Origin of the sequence: Streptomyces turgidiscabies Car8 (genome assembly GCF_000331005.1) — a bacterium.
Lineage (GTDB): Bacteria > Actinomycetota > Actinomycetes > Streptomycetales > Streptomycetaceae > Streptomyces > Streptomyces turgidiscabies.
Genome location: NZ_AEJB01000656.1, coordinates 1 through 17,599, shown reverse-complemented (window position 1 = coordinate 17,599; position 17,599 = coordinate 1). Strand labels below are relative to the sequence as shown.

Sequence of the window (17,599 nt, the reverse complement as noted above, 5' to 3'; positions counted from 1 at the left end):
TTGTCCTTCCCGTGCCCGTGTTTCGCGTCACCCCCGGATCCGCCGGCCCACCCGGAACCGCCGCCGCCGGTCACCGCCGATCCCCCGTCGGGCGCCTTCGCGCCCTTCTGGCCCGCGCTGTGGGAGGGCTTGACCTGGCCGGCGTCGCCGTCGCCCACGCTCATGCAGCCGGCGGCGGCGACGACGGCCACGACCGTGGCGGCCAGTCGGACAGGTACATGCAAGGGGCGCACGAGCAGCCACCTCCGGTGGGGAGTCGAGGAGTCAAGGTGCTCAACTCCCGTCGCCCACAAGAAGACACGCGCCCCTCGGGGGCCTCCGCACGCCCGGCCCGGTGACAGCCGCGGCCCCGTGGCCCCCGCCGCCCCCTGGCCGGTCAGCCGTAGCCGAGCGCGTGCAGCCGCTCGTCGTCGATCCCGAAATGGTGAGCGATCTCATGTACGACCGTCACCTCGGTCTCCGCGATCACGTCGTCCCGCGTCTCGCACATCCGCAGGGTCGGACCCCGGTAGATCGTGATCCGGTCGGGCAGCACCCCCGCGTACCACTCCCCGCGGTCGGTGAGCGGCGTCCCCTCGTACAGCCCGAGCAGCTCGGGATCGTCCGTCGGCGGCTCGTCCTCGACGAACACCGCCACGTTGTCCATCAGCCTCGTCAGCTCCGGCGGAATCCGGTCGAGGGACTCGGCGACCAGTTCCTCGAACTCCTCGCGCGTCATCTCCAGCACACGCCCATTGTCCGGTACGGGCCGCCCGTACGGGACTCACGGACCCGCGCTCTGCGGAAAGCAGCGCTCTGTGTCACCCCGCATAGCCGCGTCCGGCATTGGGCATACGGGACCAATGGCACGCGTACCCGCCAACACCCCGCGCCCCGAAAGCACCGGCACCACCACCGGCCGCCTCGGCCGCCCCCTGACCGCGCTCACCGGCCCCTACCGCGCCCGTCGCGCGCACCCGGCCGCCGAGCTGGTCAGTCCGCCGCACCCCTGGACCCGTGCTCTGGGCCTGGTCGCGGTGGTCCTTCTGGGTGCTTGGCTGGGGCTGCTGATCGTCGGCAACGTACGCGCACCGGTCGGCCCGATGAACACGACGATGACTCTGCGTCCGTCCCTCACCGGCGGCACGAAGATCAACGTCTCCCCGCTGGGCGCCCTGGAGCTGAACAGCCACACCGCGCCGGTCCGCCTCGACGTGAACGTCGACCAGCTCGACCCGGTCCGCGCCCAGGCCCTCGTAGACCACCCCGAACGCCTGTCCGGACTCCAGGACGAGGTCGCCGAGGACGTCGGGCACGGCACCCTCGACCTGGCCGTCCGCTCCTGCGTGGCCGTCGTGTCCGGGGCCACCGCCCTCGGCCTCGCGGTCTACCGCCGCCCCCGCCGCGCCCTGGCGGCCGGCGGCCTCGCCCTCACCCTCCTGATGGCGTCGGGGGCGACGGCGTACGCGACCTGGAACCCCAAGTCGGTCCTGGAACCGAAGTTCTCCGGGCTGCTGTCGTCGGCCCCCTCCCTGGTCGGCAACGCGCGCAGCATCGTCACCGAGTTCGACGTCTACCAGAAGGAGTTGGCGCGCCTGGTGACCAACGTGACGAAGCTCTACGACGTCACGTCCACGCTCCCGACCTACCAGCCCGACCCGGCCACGATCCGTGTCCTGCACGTCTCGGACATCCATCTCAACCCGGCGAGCTGGAAGATCATCGCGTCGCTGGTGGAGCAGTACGACATCGACGTCATCGTCGACACCGGCGACACCATGGATCACGGCACGGCCGCCGAGAACGGCTTCCTGGACCCGATCAAGGACCTGGGCGCCCCGTACGTATGGGTGCGCGGCAACCATGACTCGCGGCTCACCCAGCGCTATCTGCAGCGCATGAAGAACGTGCGCGTCCTGGACGACGGCCGCGCGGTCACCGTCGCGGGGGTGCGCTTCGCGGGCATCGGCGATCCCCAGTTCACGCCGGACCGCTCGGCGGGCGAGCAGGACGGCAGCCGGGCCCAGGAGCTGGCGGGCGACCGGCTGGCCTCTGCCATCCGCGACCAGCGGACCCTGGGCACCCCGGTCGACATCGCGATGGTCCACGAGCCCAACGCGGCCCGGCGGACGGACGGCGAGGTACCGCTCGTACTGGCCGGGCACCTCCACCACGCGGAGATGGAGGTCATGAAGAAGGGGACGCGGCTGCGGATCGAGGGCTCCACGGGCGGCAGCGGACTGCGCGCCCTGGAGAAGCGCAACCCGGACCAGATCGAGGCGTCCGTCATCTACCTGGACCGCGACACGCGCCGCCTGCAGGCCTGGGACGAGATCAAACTGGGCGGGCTCGGACTGACCACGGCGGAGGTGAGCCGCCATCTCCCGAAGGAGAACCAGCCGGGCGCGACGCCGGTCCCCTCACCTTCGGGTTCGCCTTCGAGGTCCTCCGTTCCGAGCCCGTAAACCGTTTTGGCGAACGTCCCCGGCATCACCTATGATTCTCACGTCCTCGCCCCCATCGTCTAGCGGCCCAGGACGCTGCCCTTTCAAGGCGGTAGCACGGGTTCGAATCCCGTTGGGGGCACAGGTAAAAACGGTTGGCGGCATCCTGTATCAGGGGTGGCCGCCATTCGTGCTTCACGGCGGATTCTTACGGCTGCTGTCGTCGTTGCGGCACGACCGTGTACCTGGGGTCCTCGGCCGAGGCGACTCCGGCCGCGAAGACGCCGAAGCGGGTGCAGGCCGAGCCTGCGAGCAGGGCCAGACCGCCCGCCACGGCCGCCGGACGGCTGCGGTGTCCCAGCAGCAGTCCGCTCGCGGCACCGGCGGCGGTGAGCAGCCGGGCGGCGCGCAGCAGGGTGCCGGCACGGCCCTCGTGATAGGTCTCCGCCACCATCCCCAGCCGCTTCTCGGCCGCCCTGAGTGCCACCGCCTCGGCCGCCGCGGCGAGCGTCGCGGCGCGGCGGGCCGGTGCTGTCTCGGCCGTGGGCCCGAGGATCAGGGCCATCCCGGAGGCGGCGGCCGTCGCGGACGTGACGAAGACGTACGGGAGTTCGCGGTGAGCTCCGTGCCAGGCGGGGACGGCCGTGTCCGCCGCCAGGACCGCCGTGTACGAGGCGACCGCCGGGCCGAGCAGCGCGGCCGTCGCCGTGGCCGCCGTACCTGTCCTGGGCAGCCGGCCGGTGGCGGAGGTGAGGGCCGCCGCGCCCGCGACCGAGCCGTATCCGGCGAGGAGCCAGGAGCCCACGCTCATAGGGGAGGTCGGCTTGAACACCCGGAGCATGTTGGGGAAGCGGCTGGGCACCCCGAGGTCGTGGACGAGCGCGGCGGCGGACAGGGAGATCGCGGCGAGGGAGGACACCTTCATCGCGGCGGCGGTCGTCGTACGGCCGGTGAGCTGGGCGCCCGCCGCCAGCACCGAACCGGCGCCCGCGAGGCCGCCCAGGAAGAAGTAACCGGCGATGTCCAGCGCGGACCAGGAGGGCGCCTTGATGATCTGGCGTCCGTAGTACGACTCGAACTCGGCACGCGGGACCATGAGTTGCTCTCCCCGGCGCCCGCCCTTCCGGCCACTCATCCGGTCACTCATCGGGTCGCCTTCCGCCGCGCGAGTCCGGGGAGTCCGGGAAGCCCCGGCAGCACGAAGGAGAGGGCGATGCCCCCGGCCAGGGACAGGGCCGCAGCGCCGGCGTGCTTCCACATGGTGGGGAGGTCGCGGGTGGTGACGACCGGGTCCGGCGGCAGTCCGTACACCTCGGGCCGGTCCAGGAGCAGGAAGAACGCGCCGTCGCCGCCGACCCCGTCGTCCGGTTCGTGGCCGTAGAGACGGGCGCCGTCCACCCCGGCCTCCTGGAGCTGGTCGACCCGGAGCGCGGCGCGCTCGCGCAGTTCGTCGAGCGGGCCGAACTGGATGGACTCCGTGGGACAGGCCTTGGCACAGGCGGGCTCCTGACCGGCGCCGAGCCGGTCGTAACACATCGTGCACTTGAACGCCCGGCCGTCGTCCGGGCGTTGCTCGATGACGCCGTACGGGCAGGCGGGGACGCAGTAGCCGCAGCCGTTGCAGATGTCCTCCTGGACGACGACCGTGCCGAACTCGGTCCGGAAGAGCGAGCCGGTGGGGCAGACATCCAGGCAGGCGGCGTGGGTACAGTGCTTGCAGACGTCGGACGACATCAGCCAGCGCAACTCACCACCGGATCCTGTCGCTTCCGCGGGGGTCGCCTCGGACTCGCCTGCCAGCAAGGGGAGTTGGGTGCGCCCGTCCGGCGCGGGCGGCGTCTGCTGCTCGATGAACGCCACATGGCGCCAGGTGGAGGCGCCCAGGCCCTGCGTGTTGTCGTAGCTCATGCCGCTGAGGGTGAGCCCGTCCTCGGGGATGGCGTTCCACTCCTTGCACGCCACCTCGCAGGCCTTGCAGCCGATGCAGACGGAGGTGTCGGTGAAGAAGCCGACACGGGGCGGTGGTTCGGGATGCCCCGCTTCAAGGGCGAGTTGACGGTCCGTCATTTCCTGGTCTCCGTCCCCGTGGTGTCCGTGATGCCCGCGCGCCTGCGGTACTCGGCGACCAGTTCCGGCAGGGCGGGACCGCGTGGTCGGCGTCCTGGGCGGATGTCGGCGGTGAGCGCCTTGTCCTCCTGGATATGGGCGTTGGGGTCGAGGGCGATCGCGACGAGTTCGTTGGCCGCGTCGCCGGTGGCCACGCCGTTGGGGCCCCAGTGGAACGGCAGCCCGATCTGGTGGATCGTGCGGCCCCGCACAGTGAGCGGGGTGATCCGCGCGGTGACCATGACACGGGCCTCGATCGCGTTGCGGGCGGTCACGATCGTGGCCCAGCCCATGTGCTCCAGCCCGCGTTCGACGGCCAGTTGGGGCGAGATCTCGCAGAAGAACTCCGGCTGGAGCTCGGAGAGATACGGCGACCAGCGGCTCATGCCGCCCGCCGTGAAGTGCTCGGTGAGACGGTACGTGGTGACGACGTACGGGAAGACCTCGGCGCCCTTGTCGTCGCCGCTCGGGTGGTAGCGGTTGCCCTCCCGGGGCAGCAACTGCCTTACGGGGGAACGCGGTGTGGAGGGGTGCAGGGCATTGGTGAAGGGCGAGTCCTGCGGCTCGTAGTGCGTGGGCAGCGGGCCGTCCTCCAGGCCCGCGGGCGCGTACAGCCAGCCCTTGCCGTCGGCCTGCATGATGAACGGGTCGTCACCGCGCAGGGCGTCCGGGCCGGTCGCGCCGTCGGGCGGTACGTAGTCGGGTGCGCGGTCGGGCACGAAGTCGGGGACGTCGTACCCGGTCCACTTCCCCTCGGCCTCGTCCCACCAGACGTACGCCTTGCGCTCGCTCCACGGGGTGCCGTCGGGGGCGGCCGAGGCCCGGTTGTAGAGGATGCGCCGGTTGGCGGGCCAGGCCCAGGCCCAGTCGGCGGCCACCCAGTCCTGTTCGCCGCCGGGGGTGCGACGGGCGGCCCGGTTGACGCCGTCGGCGTACACCCCGCAGTAGATCCAGCAGCCGCACTTCGTCGAGCCGTCGTCCTTGAGCTCGGTGTACGCGGACAGCGGCGCCCCGTCCGGGCCGTGACCGTTGATCTCGGCGAGCACGGCGGCGGCGATCGGTTCCCGTAGCGGTCCGTCGACCGGGTAGTCCCAGGTCAGGTCCTGTACGGGCCGGTCCATCGGGTCCGGGGACGAGGCCAGCTTCTCCTTGATGCGGCGGCCCAGGTGGTACATGAACCAGAGGTCGCTACGGGCGTCGCCCTCGGGTTCGACGGCCGCGTGGTGCCACTGGAGCCAGCGGTTGGTGTTGGTGAAGGAACCGGACTTCTCGGTGTGCGCGGCGGCCGGGAAGAAGAACACCTCGGTGCCGATGTCCTCGGTGCGCATCTCACCGGTCTCGGTCTCCGGGCCGTCCTGCCACCAGGTCGCCGACTCGATCAGCGAGAAGTCGCGGACGACCAGCCACTCCAGGTTCGCCATGCCCAGACGCTGGAGGCGGGTGTTGGCCGAGCCGACGGCCGGGTTCTCACCCATCAGGAAGTAGCCCTTGCAGACGCCGTCCAGCTGGGCCATGACCGTGTCGTAGGTGGAGTGCGAGCCGGTCAGGCGTGGCAGGTGGTCGAAGCAGAAGTCGTTGGCGGCGGTGGCCGCGTCGCCGTAGTAGGCCTTCAGGAGGCTCACGAAGTAGGCCCGCATGTCGCCCCAGAAGCCCTTCTCGGTGCGGCTGGCCTCGATGAACGCGTCCAGGTTCTCGTGCGCGTGGGCGTGCGGCATGGGCAGATAGCCGGGCAGCAGGTTGTACAGGGTCGGGATGTCGCTGGAGCCCTGGATGGAGGCGTGGCCGCGCAGCGCCTGGATCCCGCCGCCGGGACGGCCGATGTTGCCGAGGAGCAGCTGCAGCACGCTCGCGGCGCGGATGTACTGGGCGCCGACCGAGTGCTGGGTCCAGCCGACCGCGTACACGAAGGCGCTCGTGCGTTCCCGGCCCGAGTTGGCGGTCAGGTCCTCGCACACCTGGAGGAAGGTCTCGCGCGGCACTCCGCAGACGTCCTCGACCAGTTCGGGTGTGTAGCGGGCGTAGTGACGGCGGAGGATCTGGTAGACGCAGCGCGGGTGTTGCAGGGTCGGGTCGGTGGGCGGCCAGGGGCCGGTGCGGGCGCCGCCGGAGCCGTGGGTCTCGGAGCCGCCGAAAGCGCCGACGCGCTCCTCGTACTGCTCGTCGACCTCGCCGGTGGGCTGCTGCACCTCGACGTCCGCGTACTGCCAGCTCGCCGGGTCGTAGTGGTGCTCGTCCTCGTCGAGCCCCGAGAAGACGCCGTCGAGGTCCTCGGTGTCGCGGAAGTCCTCGCCGACCAGCGTGGCGGCGTTGGTGTAGTGGAGGACGTACTCGCGGAAGTCCTTCTCCTCGGTCAGGACGTGGTTGACGATCCCGCCGAGGAAGGCGATGTCACTGCCCGCGCGGATCGGTACGTGCAGGTCGGCGAGCGCGCTGGTGCGGGTGAAGCGCGGGTCGACGTGGATGACCCTGGCCCCACGCGCCTTGGCCTCCATGACCCACTGGAAGCCGACCGGGTGCGCCTCGGCGAAGTTGGAGCCCTGGATGACGATGCAGTCGGAGTGCTGGAGGTCCTGCATGAAGGTGGTGGCGCCGCCCCGCCCGAAGGAGGTGCCGAGCCCGGCGACGGTCGAGCTGTGGCAGACGCGGGCCTGGTTCTCCACCTGGACCACGCCGAGGCCGGTGAGGAACTTCTTGATCAGGTAGTTCTCCTCGTTGTCGAGGGTCGCCCCGCCCAGGCTGGCGATACCGAGCGTGCGGGCGGTGCGCAGCCCCTCGGACTCCCACTCCCAGGTCCGGCGCCGGGTCTCGACCACCCGGTCGGCCACCATGTCCATGGCGGTCTCCAGGTCGAGAGGCTCCCAGTCGGTGCCGTACGGCCGCCGGTAGAGGACCTGGTGGCGGCGGGCAGTGCCGGTGGTGAGCTGGAGGGTGGCGGAGCCCTTGGGGCAGAGCCGGCCCCGACTGATCGGCGAGTCCGGGTCGCCCTCGATCTGGACGACCTTGTCGTCCTTGACGTAGATCTGCTGGCCGCAGCCGACCGCGCAGTACGGGCAGACGGAACTCACCACCCGGTCGGCGGTGTCCGTACGGGGTCTGAGCTGCTGGGTGCGCTCCGACATGGCGGCCCGGCCGCGGCCCAGGGTGTCCGGGCCGGTGAGCTGACGGCTGACGGGCCACTCGCTGACCCACTTGCGCACACCCATGGTGTGTCCTTTCGGCGGCCGGGGTCCCAGGCGGGGAGGTCAGGCCGTCGGCTCGTCGGGTACGGGCTGCTCGGGGCGCGGACTGCCGGAGTGGGGGGCGCCGCGCCTGCCCGTACCGGCCTCGTCCGTGTCGGGGACCTCCGGGTCGGGCCGCTCGTCCGGCCCGGTCGCCTCCTGGGCGTCGTCGTCCAGGTCCCAGGGGTCCTCGTCGGCGCCCGCCTGCTGGTCGGGCAGGTCCCTGGGGACGGGATTCGGGCGGGACTCCTTTTCCGGTGTCCCTTTCCCGTCGTCCCCGGGGGTGGGGGTGGGGTGGTCGCTCACTGCGCTGTCCCTTCGTCGCACTGGTCGCACTGGTCGCACTGGTCGCTCTCGTCGGCGGGACCGGTCGCACCAGCGGGTACCCAGGGGGGCGCCCGCCATCACTCCAGGAGCCGCAGGACCGCCGCCTCGATGTCGCCCTGGGTGGCGGGGTGCCCGAAGGACGCGTCCGCGCCCAGCCGGTCGAGGGCGGGGGCGATGGTCCGGCCCTGCTCGAAGAGCTCGACCGTCCGGGGTTTGATGTACGACGCCCTGCACACGGCGGGCGTGTTTCCCAGGTACTCGCTCACCTCCCGCACCGCGCGGGTCACCGCCCGTCGCCGGGCCGTCGTGGAACCGTCGGACACCTGGACGGACACGGCGAGGGCGACGGAGGCGAGCACGGTGGCGTGCCAGGTCCTGAAGTCCTTGGCGGTGAGATCCGTACCCGAACGCTCCCGCAGGTAGGAGTTCAGATTCTCGGCGTGCACCTCGCGCCAGGCGTTTCCCTGCCAGTACGCGAAGAGCCGGGACCCGCCTCCACCGCGGCGCATGAGGGAGCACAGGGCCCGGTAGACGGGGCCGTCGACCAGGGTCCGGGACTGCTCCTTGGCACTCTTCGCCGGAAAGGTGAAGGAGACCTCCCCTCCCCGGCAGGACGCGTGCTCCTTCAGCAGGGTGGTCAGCCCGTACGAGTCGTTGTCGCGCCGGTAGGACTCGTTGCCGATCCGGAAGAACCCCAGGTCGAGCAGGCGGGCCGCGCAGGCCGGCACCCGATCCCTGGACAGACCGCGCGCGGCGAGGTCGGCGGCGACCCGGGAGCGCAGTTCGGGGAGGGTCCTGGCGGCCTCCAGGACGTGGTCGTGTTTGGCCGCTTCCTGCTGCTCACGGAAGTGCTGGTGGTAGAGGTACTGGCGGCGCCCCGCGCTGTCCGTACCCATGGCCTGGATGTGCCCGTTGGGCCAGGGGCAGATCCACACGTCCTGCCAGGCGGGCGGCACGACCAGCCCCCGCAGCCGCAGCTTCTCCGCCGCGTCCGAGACGGCCAGCCCGTCGACGCCCCGGTAGCGGAAGCCCCGACCGCAGCGCGCCCTGGTGATGCCGGGGCCATCGGGATCACTCCGCCTCAGCCGCACGCGGCACCCCCGGCGCCGCACGGGGCACGGTCGACGCCACCCGCGCCCCGCATGTCCCACGTGGTCTCCACGAGGAACGGGTTCCCCGATCACGCCGGACGAAGCCGACACGGACCGGGACGACACTCAACGCGTCACTGGTCGTCTCGCGTCACTGATCGTCTTCGGAGCTTCGCGCGTGCGGGGCCGTCGACTGCAGCTCGCGTCGGTCGTTGCCGTGTTCGTCGACGTGTTCGTCATCGTGCCGGGCGAGGAGCGACAGCAGCTCGGCCACGCTCAGTCCCTCGTCGGCGGGATGGCGCAGGATCGTTCCCCCCTCGATCTGGTACGCGTTGGAGCGTCCCTGCCGAGTGTGGGTGAGATAACCGGCCGTCTCCAGATCCGAGACGATCTTCTGGACGGCACGCTCGGTGAGGCGACACCGTGCGGCGATGTCACGGATGCGGACGGTGGGATTCTCCGCGATCGCAGCCAGGACACGGGAGTGGTTGGTGAGGAACGTCCACCCTGTGTGTGATTCGGGTACTCCACGCATGTCGACAGCATAGGCCGTTCGATTCACGTATTCAAAAGGCCGAACTTTGTTTCATGTATCTCTTGACGTACGAACCTCTCGGACAGAGGCTTGAAGTGCCACGAACTGCCCGACGCCTACGGAGTGGCCGCAATGTCAGACCGCGCAGTTTCTACGGAGTTCAAGGTGGCGAACCAAGTCCCCCCGGCCCCGGCGCCGCTCGCCCCTCCGTCGAGCGACGCCCCCGCACCGCTGCTCGGGATCGAGACCCGCCCCGAGGGCTACGCGACGCTCGTCGTGGTCACGGGCGCGATCGACCTCGTCACGGAGCAGGCCCTGCACAGGGGTCTGCGCCAGGCCCTGGCCAGCTCGGAGCGCGGTATCGACCTCGATCTGAGCGGCGTCGACTTCTGTGACTGTTCCGGGCTCAACGTGCTGTTGCGGCTCCGGAGGCACGCCCTCGAAGAGGGCAAGATCATCACCATTCGGTCGGCGGGCGCCGCGGCGCTCCGGCTCTTCTCGATCACCGGCACGCTGCCGCTGTTCGCCGGCATGGGCGAGGGCTCGGAGACCGAACGCGTGAGCGGAGCCGACGCAACCGGCGGAGTCCCGGCCACGGACCCCACCGCAGACTCCGCCGCCGACTCCGCCGCGCACCCCGCCTCGGCCCTCGCCCTCGGCGCCGAGGGCGTACCTCTCGGCGAAACCGACCAGGATCTGCGGATCGAGGTGGTTCAGCTGCGGCGGGCCATGCAGACGCGGCCGGTCATCGACCTCGCCCGGGGCGTCCTCATGGCGTCGTTCGGTCTGAGTGCCGAGGACTCGTGGAAGGTGCTCGTCACGGTCTCCCAGAACACCAACACCAAGCTGCACGAGGTGGCCGACAGCCTCGTCGGCGCCGTCACGGGCGACGCCCTCCCCGAGGCGTTCCGGCTGCGGATCGCGGAGACGGTCGCCGACCTCCGGACGCCACCGTCACCACCGGAGGACCCGGCGGAACTCTCTCCCCACCCCTGAACCGACCTCAGGTGCCGGGTCATGGCCCGGCACCTGAGTCGGCCTCTGCACCAGCTGCTCAGCCGCGATCCCGCCGACTCTCGCGCATGGCCTTCTCCGCGCGTTCCTGGGTCTCGCCCCTGATCTTCTTGGCCTCGCCGCGAGCCTGCTCCAGCTTGCCTTCGAGTTCCTGCTCGTGATCGCTCGTGGCCTTGCCGGCCATCTCCTTGGCCTTGCCCTTGATCTTGTCGGTACGGCCCTTGTCCACCATGGCTCCTCCGTAAGTTGTCGGGGGGCCCGGGAGGCGCCGGCGCATCAGGCCTCCGGAGCCGCGATCCGCAGCGGCGTGGGCCCCACGGGCGCCTGCTCGTCCCTTTCCCGGGTGATCTCCGCCCACCACGACGCACCGTCCTCGATGCACCGCAGTAACACTCCCTCGCGGATGGCCCACGGGCAGATGGTGAGCTTCTTGATGCCCGTCAGCTTCATCGCCGTGTGCCCGACCACCGCTCCGGCCAAACTCTGCAGGGCCCGCGGCGCGGAGACCCCGGGAAGTGCCGCCCGCTCGGCCGCCGGCAGGGCCGCGAGGCGGGGCAGACAGGCGCGGAGTTCTCCTCGCGTCAGCTGCCGCGTCACGAAGACACCCTGGCGGCCGGGTGCGGCCCCACAGAGCCGGGCCAGCTGCTGGAAGGTCCGAGAGGTCGCCACCGCCATGTGCGGTCCCTCCCACCTGAGCCGCGCGGCCACGTCCCGCAACTGATGACGCACCCGGCGGCGCAGCGCCCTCAGGTCCTCCTCCGACGGCGGATCCTGGCCGGCGAGGAACTCCCGGGTCAGCCGGCCGGCGCCGAGCGGCAGCGACGCCGCGAAGTCGGGCAGCCTGCCCCTCCCGCACGCCACCTCCAGGGAGCCGCCGCCGATGTCGAACAGCGCGAGGGACCCGGCCTGCCAGCCCAGCCACCGCCGGGCACCCAGGAACGTCAGCTCGGCCTCGACCTCTCCCGGCAGCGTGCACAGCCGTACGCCGGTCTCGTCCCGCACCGCCCGCAGCACGTCGGCCCGGTTCGGCGCGGCGCGTACGACCGCCGTCGCGAAGGCCAGCGGCCCGCCCGCGCCCCACCGCTGGGCGGTCGCGGCGGCCGACGCGACCGCCTTCACCAGCCGGCGCACGGACTCCTCGGGGATCACTCCGTCGTGCTCCACCTGCTCGGACAACCGCAGCCGCCACTTGGCCGTGTGCGCCGGCAGGGGAACACCGTTACGGGTGTCCGCGACCACCAGCCGAACCGTGTTCGAACCCACATCCAGCACGCTCATCCGCATGTCGGCGAAGTACCCTGCACGGCGCCACCCACGCCCCCGGCACCCGCGCCGCCACGCGCTCCGATCGTTTCCGGACCCCCTCCGGACTCCCTCCGGACCCCCTCCGGACTCCCTCCGGACCCCCTCCGGACTCCCTCCGGACCCCCTCCGGACTCCCTCCGGACTCCCTCCGGACCCCCTCCGGAATCCCTCGGGAACCCCGACCGCACGCCCCCGACCTGCGTTGTCGCCTGCGCGGAGCATCCCCCGTGGTCTGATACGCTTTTCCAGCGACATCGGCACGCCCACAGCCCCAACCGGTCACCCAGAACCACCAGATCGGCCACGGCGACCAGGCAGTCCGACACTCGCAGTCGGTGTCGGTTCACGACGGGAAATCTCGTTGGGAGCACACGACACGGTGTGCGAGACTTACGTCGCGCACAACAGCAAGGTCCTGTGGAGCAGTTTGGAGTGCTCGCCACCCTGTCAAGGTGGAGGCCGCGGGTTCAAATCCCGTCAGGACCGCTGAGGTTGCATGTTCCACGTGAAACCTCGTGGCTGGGTAGCTCAGTTGGTACGAGCGATCGCCTGAAAAGCGATAGGTCGCCGGTTCGATCCCGGCCCCAGCCACCACCCGAAGGCCCCGTCCAGTTGGACGGGGCCTTCGTCGTGCTCACGCTTGGCAGACGATGCGGGCGGCGCTACGTTCTCGCTGGTCCGCAGAACGTACGAGGTGGGGGCAGGGACGATGGTTCGGGGCGGGGCGAAGGCCGAGCAGGGTCACGACGGGCTGGAGAAGAGCCGTGCGCTGTACGGACTCCTGGCTGTGGTCATCAGCAACGTCGCCATCGCCGGAGTGGCGGTCTTCGGCGTGTGGCGACTGCACGGCGACTCGGCCGTGATCGTGGGCATCCTGACCTCGGCGTTCACAGCCGTCAGCACGATGACAACGGCCTATCTGAGCATCAAGGCGGTGTCCAACACCGCGAAATCGATCGCCCTCGGCGACACGAGCGCCCGCACGATGCCCCCGGCAGCTCCGGTGGCCCCGGTACCGCAGCAGGCCGGCCCGGTCCGCCCGGTAGGTCCGGTCGACCCGTCCGGTGATTGAGGACCGGCCCGCTGGAGCCTAGGCGGGGCCCGGCGACAAAAGGGTTCGCCAGTAATTTGGCCGAGGTGAGATCCTGGACCGCGTATGTCTACGCACCCTGCCTCCGCCCCCGGCCACGGTCCCGGCGTCAGCGCCACCGGGCCCTCCACCCCCGGCGCTCCCGCCCTCGGCGATCTCGCCCCCCGCCTGACCGAGCTGTCCCTGCGCGACGCGCACCGGCTCGGGCGCAGGCTCGAGGGTGCGCGCAGGATCCGCAAGCCGGAAGCCCGTGCCGCCGTCCTCGCCGAGATCGAGGCGGAGGTCGCGAAGGGCGAGCTGCGCATGGCCGAGCGGCGCAGCCGTGTGCCCTCCGTCAGCTATCCCGAGCAGCTGCCCGTCAGCCAGAAGAAGGACGAGATCGCGGCCGCCATCCGTGATCACCAGGTCGTCATCGTCGCCGGTGAGACCGGGTCCGGGAAGACCACCCAGATCCCCAAGATCTGCGTCGAACTCGGCCGGGGCGTACGCGGCATGATCGGGCACACGCAGCCCCGTCGTATCGCCGCCCGTACGGTCGCCGAGCGGGTCGCCGAGGAGCTGGACACGCCTCTCGGTGAAGCCGTCGGCTGGAAGGTGCGGTTCACCGACCAGGTGAACCAGGACGCGACGGTCATCAAGCTGATGACGGACGGCATCCTCCTCGCCGAGATCCAGACCGACCGCGAGCTGCGCGCCTACGACACGATCATCATCGACGAGGCCCACGAGCGGTCCCTCAACATCGACTTCCTGCTCGGCTACCTCGCCCAGCTCCTCCCCCAGCGCCCGGACCTGAAGGTCGTCATCACCTCGGCGACCATCGACCCCGAGCGCTTCTCCCGGCACTTCGGGGACGCCCCGATCGTCGAGGTCAGCGGCCGTACGTATCCGGTCGAGGTCCGCTACCGCCCGCTCCTGGAGGAGGACTCGGACGACTCCGACCGTGACCAGATCACCGCGATCTGCGACGCCGTCGAGGAACTCCAGGGCGAGGGCAAGGGCGACATCCTCGTTTTCCTCTCCGGCGAGCGCGAGATCCGCGACACGGCGGACGCGATCACCAAGAGGAACTACCGGTTCACCGAGGTCCTGCCGCTCTACGCCCGCCTCTCGCACGCCGAGCAGCACCGCGTGTTCCAGCAGCACACGGGCCGCAGGATCGTTCTGGCGACCAACGTGGCCGAGACCTCGCTCACCGTGCCGGGCATCAAGTACGTCATCGACCCCGGCTTCGCCCGTATCTCCCGCTACAGCCACCGCACCAAGGTCCAGCGGCTGCCCATCGAGGTGATCTCCCAGGCCAGCGCCAACCAGCGCAAGGGCCGCTGCGGACGTACGTCGGACGGTATCTGCATCCGGCTCTACGGCGAGGACGACTTCGAGGCCCGCCCGGAGTTCACCGACGCCGAGATCCTGCGGACGAACCTCGCCTCCGTCATCCTCCAGATGACCGCCGCCGGTCTGGGCGACATCGAGAAGTTCCCCTTCATCGACCCGCCGGACCACCGCAACATCCGCGACGGCGTCCAGCTCCTCCAGGAGCTCAACGCGCTCGACCCCACCGAGAAGGACCCGCGCAGACGGCTCACCGACACCGGCCGCAAGCTCGCGCAGCTGCCCGTCGACCCCCGGCTGGCCCGGATGGTCCTGGAGGCCGACAAGAACGGCTGTGTCCGCGAGGTCATGGTGATCGCCGCCGCGCTCTCCATCCAGGACCCGCGAGAACGCCCCGCCGAGAAGCAGGCGCAGGCCGACCAGCAGCACGCCCGCTTCAAGGACGAGACCTCCGACTTCCTCGCCCTGCTCAACCTCTGGCGGTACGTGCGGGAGCAGCAGAAGGAACGCGGCTCGTCGTCGTTCCGGCGGATGTGCAAGCAGGAGTACCTGAACTTCCTGCGCATCCGCGAGTGGCAGGACATCTACACCCAACTCCGTACCGTGGCACGCCAGATGGGCATCCACCCCAACGAGGACGACGCCCCCGAGCAGAGCGTCCACGTCTCCCTCCTGGCCGGGCTCCTCTCCCACATCGGGATGAAGGACGTACCGAAGTCCACGAGCGGCACGGCCGGAGCGTCCACGTCGACCGGCGACAGCCCCCGCAACGCCTCCGGCAAGAACGAGTACGTCGGCGCCCGCAACGCCAAGTTCGCGATCTTCCCCGGCTCCGCCCTCTTCAAGAAGCCCCCGCGCTTCGTGATGTCGGCGGAACTCGTCGAGACGTCTCGACTGTGGGCCCGCGTCAACGCGAGGATCGAGCCGGAGTGGGTCGAGCCCCTCGCCGAGCACCTCCTCAAGCGCACCTACAGCGAGCCGCACTGGGAGAAGGACCAGGCCGCGGTGATGGCGTACGAGAAGGTGACGCTGTACGGCGTACCGATCGTCGCCCAGCGGAAGGTGAACTACGGGCGTATCGACCCGGAGGCGTCCCGTGAGCTGTTCATCCGGAACGCGCTGGTCGAGGGCGACTGGCGGACGCACCACAAGTTCTTCGCCGACAACCGCCGGCTCCTCACCGAGGTCGAGGAGCTGGAACACCGGGCCCGGCGCCGGGACATCCTGGTCGACGACGAGACGCTGTACGACTTCTACGACGAGCGCGTCCCCGAACACGTCGTGTCCGGCGCCCACTTCGACTCCTGGTGGAAGCACAAACGTCATGAGGAGCCCGAACTCCTCGACTTCGAGCGGGCGATGCTCATCAACGAGCGCGCCGGGGACGTCAGCAAGGACGACTATCCGGACAGCTGGCACCAGGGACCGCTCAAGTTCCGTGTGACGTACCAGTTCGAGCCGGGCGCGGACGCCGACGGTGTGACCGTCCATGTCCCGCTCCAGGTGCTGAACCAGGTGACGGACGAGAACTTCGACTGGCAGATCCCGGGCCTGCGCGAGGAGTTGGTGACGGAGCTCATCCGTTCCCTCCCCAAGCCGATCCGCCGCCACTACGTCCCGGCGCCCAACTTCGCCAAGCGCTTCCTGGCCACCTCGACGCCCCTCCAGGAGCCGCTGACGGTCACCATGGCCCGCGAGTTGAAGCGCATGGTCGGCGTTCCGTTCACCGCCGACGACTTCGACTGGGACCGCATCCCGGACCATCTCCGGGTCACCTTCCGGATCGTCGACGAGCGGCGCCGCAAGCTGGACGAGGACAAGGACCTGGAGGTCCTGCGCCTCCGGCTCAAGCCGAAGGCCCGCCAGGCCATCTCGCAGGCCGCGGCGGCCACCGCCGAGCGCTCCGGCGGCGAGTCCCTGGAGCGCACCGGCCTGACGGACTGGTCGATCGGCACCCTGACGCCCCTCTTCGAGACCCGCAGAGCCGGCCAGCCGGTGAAGGCGTACCCGGCGCTGGTCGACGACGGCGACACCGTCTCCGTACGCCTCTTCGACACCGAGGCCGAGCAGCAGCAGGCCATGTGGAAGGGCACCCGGCGGCTCGTTCTGCGCAACATCCCGGTCAATCCAGCGAAGTTCGCGTCCGAGAAGTTGACGAATGTTCAGAAGCTCGCGCTGTCGGCGAATCCGCACGGTTCGATCCAGGCCCTGTTCGACGACTGCGCGATGGCCGCGGCTGACAAGCTGATCGCCGATTTCGGCGGCCCCGCCTGGGACGAGGAGTCCCACCGGAAGCTGTACGAGAAGGTCCGCGCGGAGATCGTCGACACGACGGTCCGTACGGTCGGCCAGGTGCAGCAGGTGCTGGCCGCCTGGCAGGCCTGTGAGCGCCGCCTGAAGGGCGTACGCAGCGCCGTGCTCCTCCCGAACCTGGCGGACGTACGCAAGCAGCTGGACGGCCTCGTACGGCCCGGCTTCGTGACGGCGGTCGGCCTGCGGCGGCTGCCCGACCTGATGCGCTACCTCGTCGCCGCGGACCGGCGCCTGCAGCAGATGCCCACCAACGTCCAGCGGGACACCTCCCGCATGGAGAAGGTGCACGAGATGCAGGACGAGTACGCGTGGCTGCTGGAGCAGTTGCCGCAGGGCCGCCCGGTGCCCTCGGCGGTCACGGACATCCGCTGGATGATCGAGGAACTCCGCGTCAGCTACTTCGCCCACGCGCTGGGCACGGCGTACCCGGTGTCGGACAAGCGGATCGTGAAGGCGATCGACGCGCAGGCCCCGTAGAAAACCCCGCAAAACGGCCGCCGGAGCCGTAACGGGGTCGGTACGCTGGGTGAGTTCGCTCCCGGGCCCACCCTCCTGTACAGTCTCTTTTCGCAGCACAGCGCAACATCAAGTGCCGCGAAACCTGGTCCTGTGGAGCAGTTTGGAGTGCTCGCCACCCTGTCAAGGTGGAGGCCGCGGGTTCAAATCCCGTCAGGACCGCAGTAAAGAAGAAGGCCCGCATCCGACACCGGACGCGGGCCTTCTTCGTGCGACAACTCCACCGCCGGCGCGCTCGCCACCCTGCCAAGGTGGGGGCCGCGCCCGCGGCGGAGCCGCAATCCGATGCGGCAGATCCCGTCAGGACCGCAGGTGATGTACGAGAG

General features: G+C 70.4%; 13 protein-coding genes, 4 tRNA genes and 1 pseudogene. 8 read left to right on the top strand and 10 right to left on the bottom strand.

Translation table 11 applies throughout. The annotated features are described in order from the left end of the window. Both STRTUCAR8_RS46040 and STRTUCAR8_RS46035 read right to left on the bottom strand, forming a co-directional pair. Nucleotides 1-233 (bottom strand): annotated as a pseudogene (locus tag STRTUCAR8_RS46040) (hypothetical protein); the annotation flags it as partial. A gap of 143 nt (nt 234-376) precedes the next feature. Beyond that, entirely contained in the window at nt 377-727 is a 351-nt protein-coding gene (locus STRTUCAR8_RS46035) for a metallopeptidase family protein (RefSeq protein ID WP_006383406.1), read from the bottom strand. A 115-nt stretch (nt 728-842) separates the two neighbouring features. Between STRTUCAR8_RS46035 and STRTUCAR8_RS46030 the strand changes: the two genes are divergently transcribed. Further along, nucleotides 843-2,444 carry a metallophosphoesterase family protein gene (locus STRTUCAR8_RS46030; protein ID WP_006383399.1) on the top strand — a complete coding sequence of 534 codons (1,602 nt, stop codon included), beginning with the start codon at nt 843-845 and terminating at the stop codon, nt 2,442-2,444. A 48-nt stretch (nt 2,445-2,492) separates the two neighbouring features. Beyond that, a tRNA-Glu gene (locus tag STRTUCAR8_RS46025) sits at nt 2,493-2,565 on the top strand. A 66-nt stretch (nt 2,566-2,631) separates the two neighbouring features. Here STRTUCAR8_RS46025 and nrfD read toward each other — a convergent pair. The 6 genes from nrfD to STRTUCAR8_RS45995 form a co-directional block, all read right to left on the bottom strand. Continuing rightward, nucleotides 2,632-3,570: an NrfD/PsrC family molybdoenzyme membrane anchor subunit gene (gene nrfD, locus STRTUCAR8_RS46020; RefSeq protein ID WP_006383404.1), complete on the bottom strand. Its 939-nt coding sequence runs from the start codon at nt 3,568-3,570 to the stop codon at nt 2,632-2,634. Beyond that, nucleotides 3,567-4,490 carry a 4Fe-4S dicluster domain-containing protein gene (locus STRTUCAR8_RS46015; protein ID WP_006383400.1) on the bottom strand — a complete coding sequence of 308 codons (924 nt, stop codon included), beginning with the start codon at nt 4,488-4,490 and terminating at the stop codon, nt 3,567-3,569. The genes nrfD and STRTUCAR8_RS46015 overlap by 4 nt, the downstream gene beginning before the upstream one ends. After that, on the bottom strand, nt 4,487-7,732 hold the full coding sequence (gene fdh, locus STRTUCAR8_RS46010) for a formate dehydrogenase (RefSeq protein ID WP_006383396.1): 3,246 nt from the start codon (nt 7,730-7,732) through the stop codon (nt 4,487-4,489). The genes STRTUCAR8_RS46015 and fdh overlap by 4 nt, the downstream gene beginning before the upstream one ends. A gap of 39 nt (nt 7,733-7,771) precedes the next feature. Beyond that, nucleotides 7,772-8,053 (bottom strand): hypothetical protein, encoded by a 282-nt coding sequence (locus STRTUCAR8_RS46005; RefSeq protein ID WP_006383398.1) that lies wholly within the window; start codon nt 8,051-8,053, stop codon nt 7,772-7,774. Nucleotides 8,054-8,151: 98 nt separating this feature from the next. Continuing rightward, entirely contained in the window at nt 8,152-9,165 is a 1,014-nt protein-coding gene (locus tag STRTUCAR8_RS46000) for a DNA topoisomerase IB (protein ID WP_006383401.1), read from the bottom strand. 151 nt (nt 9,166-9,316) lie between these two features. After that, complete coding sequence (locus tag STRTUCAR8_RS45995) at nt 9,317-9,700, bottom strand: helix-turn-helix transcriptional regulator (RefSeq protein WP_006383405.1); 384 nt, start codon at nt 9,698-9,700, stop codon at nt 9,317-9,319. Nucleotides 9,701-9,865: 165 nt separating this feature from the next. Between STRTUCAR8_RS45995 and STRTUCAR8_RS45990 the strand changes: the two genes are divergently transcribed. Next, entirely contained in the window at nt 9,866-10,696 is an 831-nt protein-coding gene (locus tag STRTUCAR8_RS45990) for an ANTAR domain-containing protein (protein WP_006383395.1), read from the top strand. Between the two features lie 58 nt (nt 10,697-10,754). Here STRTUCAR8_RS45990 and STRTUCAR8_RS45985 read toward each other — a convergent pair whose 3' ends face one another. Next, on the bottom strand, nt 10,755-10,946 hold the full coding sequence (locus STRTUCAR8_RS45985; protein WP_044474041.1) for a CsbD family protein: 192 nt from the start codon (nt 10,944-10,946) through the stop codon (nt 10,755-10,757). 44 nt (nt 10,947-10,990) lie between these two features. Beyond that, entirely contained in the window at nt 10,991-11,998 is a 1,008-nt protein-coding gene (locus tag STRTUCAR8_RS45980) for a Ppx/GppA family phosphatase (RefSeq protein ID WP_006383403.1), read from the bottom strand. Between the two features lie 432 nt (nt 11,999-12,430). Here STRTUCAR8_RS45980 and STRTUCAR8_RS45975 point away from each other — a divergent pair. The 5 genes from STRTUCAR8_RS45975 to STRTUCAR8_RS45955 all read left to right on the top strand — a co-directional run bounded on the left by STRTUCAR8_RS45975 (nt 12,431) and on the right by STRTUCAR8_RS45955 (nt 17,435). After that, nucleotides 12,431-12,505 (top strand) — tRNA-Asp (locus STRTUCAR8_RS45975). Nucleotides 12,506-12,536: 31 nt separating this feature from the next. Beyond that, nucleotides 12,537-12,613 (top strand) — tRNA-Phe (locus STRTUCAR8_RS45970). 46 nt (nt 12,614-12,659) lie between these two features. Beyond that, entirely contained in the window at nt 12,660-13,091 is a 432-nt protein-coding gene (locus STRTUCAR8_RS54985) for a hypothetical protein (RefSeq protein ID WP_234372754.1), read from the top strand. Between the two features lie 84 nt (nt 13,092-13,175). Next, on the top strand, nt 13,176-17,234 hold the full coding sequence (hrpA, locus tag STRTUCAR8_RS45960; protein ID WP_006383402.1) for an ATP-dependent RNA helicase HrpA: 4,059 nt from the start codon (nt 13,176-13,178) through the stop codon (nt 17,232-17,234). A 126-nt stretch (nt 17,235-17,360) separates the two neighbouring features. Further along, nucleotides 17,361-17,435, top strand: a tRNA-Asp gene (locus tag STRTUCAR8_RS45955). Nucleotides 17,436-17,599: the final 164 nt, after the last annotated feature.

Coding starts and splice junctions, on each gene's coding strand:
- STRTUCAR8_RS46030 (WP_006383399.1), top strand. CDS start 843: ATGGCACGCGTACCCGCCAACACCCCGCGCCCCGAAAGCACCGGCACC.
- nrfD (WP_006383404.1), bottom strand. CDS start 3,570: ATGAGTGACCGGATGAGTGGCCGGAAGGGCGGGCGCCGGGGAGAGCAA.
- STRTUCAR8_RS46015 (WP_006383400.1), bottom strand. CDS start 4,490: ATGACGGACCGTCAACTCGCCCTTGAAGCGGGGCATCCCGAACCACCG.
- fdh (WP_006383396.1), bottom strand. CDS start 7,732: ATGGGTGTGCGCAAGTGGGTCAGCGAGTGGCCCGTCAGCCGTCAGCTC.
- STRTUCAR8_RS45995 (WP_006383405.1), bottom strand. CDS start 9,700: ATGCGTGGAGTACCCGAATCACACACAGGGTGGACGTTCCTCACCAAC.
- STRTUCAR8_RS45985 (WP_044474041.1), bottom strand. CDS start 10,946: ATGGTGGACAAGGGCCGTACCGACAAGATCAAGGGCAAGGCCAAGGAG.
- STRTUCAR8_RS45980 (WP_006383403.1), bottom strand. CDS start 11,998: ATGCGGATGAGCGTGCTGGATGTGGGTTCGAACACGGTTCGGCTGGTG.
- hrpA (WP_006383402.1), top strand. CDS start 13,176: ATGTCTACGCACCCTGCCTCCGCCCCCGGCCACGGTCCCGGCGTCAGC.